A 1,762-nucleotide genomic window follows, 5' to 3' on the forward strand; every position below is an offset into this window, starting at 1 on the left:
GCATCTTCCTGGTAGATCGGTGCGAAGGGCTCCTGTTTTTGGATCATTGAATCTTGGGTAATTGTCCGGATAGGACTGGTATAGGCAATAGCTGGATTCACAAGGGGAGTTAGAAAAAGTGGTACGAACGATGGATTGATCATCCAGTTTTAAATACCAAAAATCCGGGCCTCCGACATTGTCCGGATTGCCATCCCAACTGTCGTGAAGGAGAATCTCTAAAGTTATTTTAATGGTATTGTGAGCCGGTAAATTATCCAAGCTTAAGCGAACCTCTTCATCATGATAATATCCTAGGACAGTGTCTTCTTCATAGATGAATAATTTTCCATTTTCAAAATTCGCAAGGTCAGCTTTTGAGAAATCGTTGTTGTATACCATCATCTCTTCCCGGAGGATGTCTTCACAAGAAAAACAGCATGCCGCAAAAAAAACAATGAATCCTAAGCCTTGTTTTCGAAAAAACGAAAAGTTAAATGTCAATGAGTTATCCTTCATTAAGTAATGGGTACAAAAAGCTCCAAAATAAGAGACAAAGAAACAAAATATTATCCAATTTCAGGCCAAATTATGCTGAATTTGGATAAGGTCTTAGTCGAGTACATACTGTCGCTTTACTCTGGGGCCAATCCCTGTGAGCAATTCATAGGGTATGGTCCCAATTTTATCAGCAAGGTCAATGATAGAAGGTTGTTTACCAAAGAGTATGGCTTCATCTCCCACACAAACATTTAAACCAGTAACATCTGCCATACACATGTCCATGCAAACATTGCCAATGATAGGCACCAATTTACCTTTAATTAAAACCTTGGCATTTCCATTGCTAAATCTTCTATCATAGCCATCTGCATAACCGATAGCCAATGTTGCCACTTCGCCTTCTGTTTTCATTTGCCCGACTCTTCCGTAGCCAATCGTTGCACCTTTGGCAAGTGTTTTTACCTGGGAAACCACTGTTTTCAGGACCATGGCCGGTTCTAATTTATTTTGTTCCATTTGATTGACTTCTATGCCATATAAGCCAATGCCTAATCTTACCATATCATGGGCATATTCCGGATAACGAATGATACCTGCTGAATTGAGGCAATGTCTCAAAGGTCGGCAACCGGTACTATCTATTAATTTTTTACTCCATTTTTCAAAAGAAGCAAGCTGCGATAGGGTGTAATCTTTATGGATGGCTTCATCGGCTCCGGCCAAATGGGTGAAAATCCCGGCGACTTTGATGTTTTTAGCTTGTTGAAGAATAGCAATGGCTTCACCAAGGTCTTCATCTGTCATTCCCAGTCTTCGCATACCGGTATCAAATTCCAAATGAACAGGTATTTCTCCGGAATAATTATCAATGCTGGTAGACAAGGACCGAAGTTGCTGTAGGTTATATACAACAGGCTCCAAAGCATGCGTCTGAAGCAAATCCAAATGAAAACTTCCAGGGTTCATTACCATTATTGGCAGGCTGATGCCATTGTTTCTAAGGAAAATTCCTTCATCAGTATAGGCTACAGACAGGTAATCAGCCCCAATTTCTTGTAAAAAGTTGGCGATTTCAGCAGCTCCACCTCCATAAGCAAAAGCCTTTACCATCACCATGATCTTGGTTCCGGCTTTAATTTTTTTGCGGTAATGCATAAAATTGTGGCGGAGGGCATTCAAGTTGATTTCTAAAATGGTTTCATGGGCGAGGGCTTCTAGTTTTTGGACGATGCGCTCAAATTGATAAACCCTAGCCCCTTTGATGAGGACCATGTCATTG

2 protein-coding genes are annotated in these 1,762 nt (G+C 40.8%); both read right to left on the reverse strand.

What is annotated here, in order from left to right; all coding sequences use genetic code 11:
* Positions 1–498: hypothetical protein (locus AAC037_RS24135; protein WP_339906228.1), on the reverse strand; the 498-nt coding region annotated here is incomplete at its 3' end.
* Positions 499–591: 93 nt separating this feature from the next.
* Positions 592–1,762 (reverse strand): alanine racemase (gene alr, locus AAC037_RS24140; RefSeq protein ID WP_339906229.1); only part of this gene is annotated, 1,171 nt, incomplete at its 5' end.

Origin of the sequence: uncultured Cyclobacterium sp. (genome assembly GCF_963976465.1) — a bacterium.
Taxonomy (GTDB): domain Bacteria; phylum Bacteroidota; class Bacteroidia; order Cytophagales; family Cyclobacteriaceae; genus Cyclobacterium.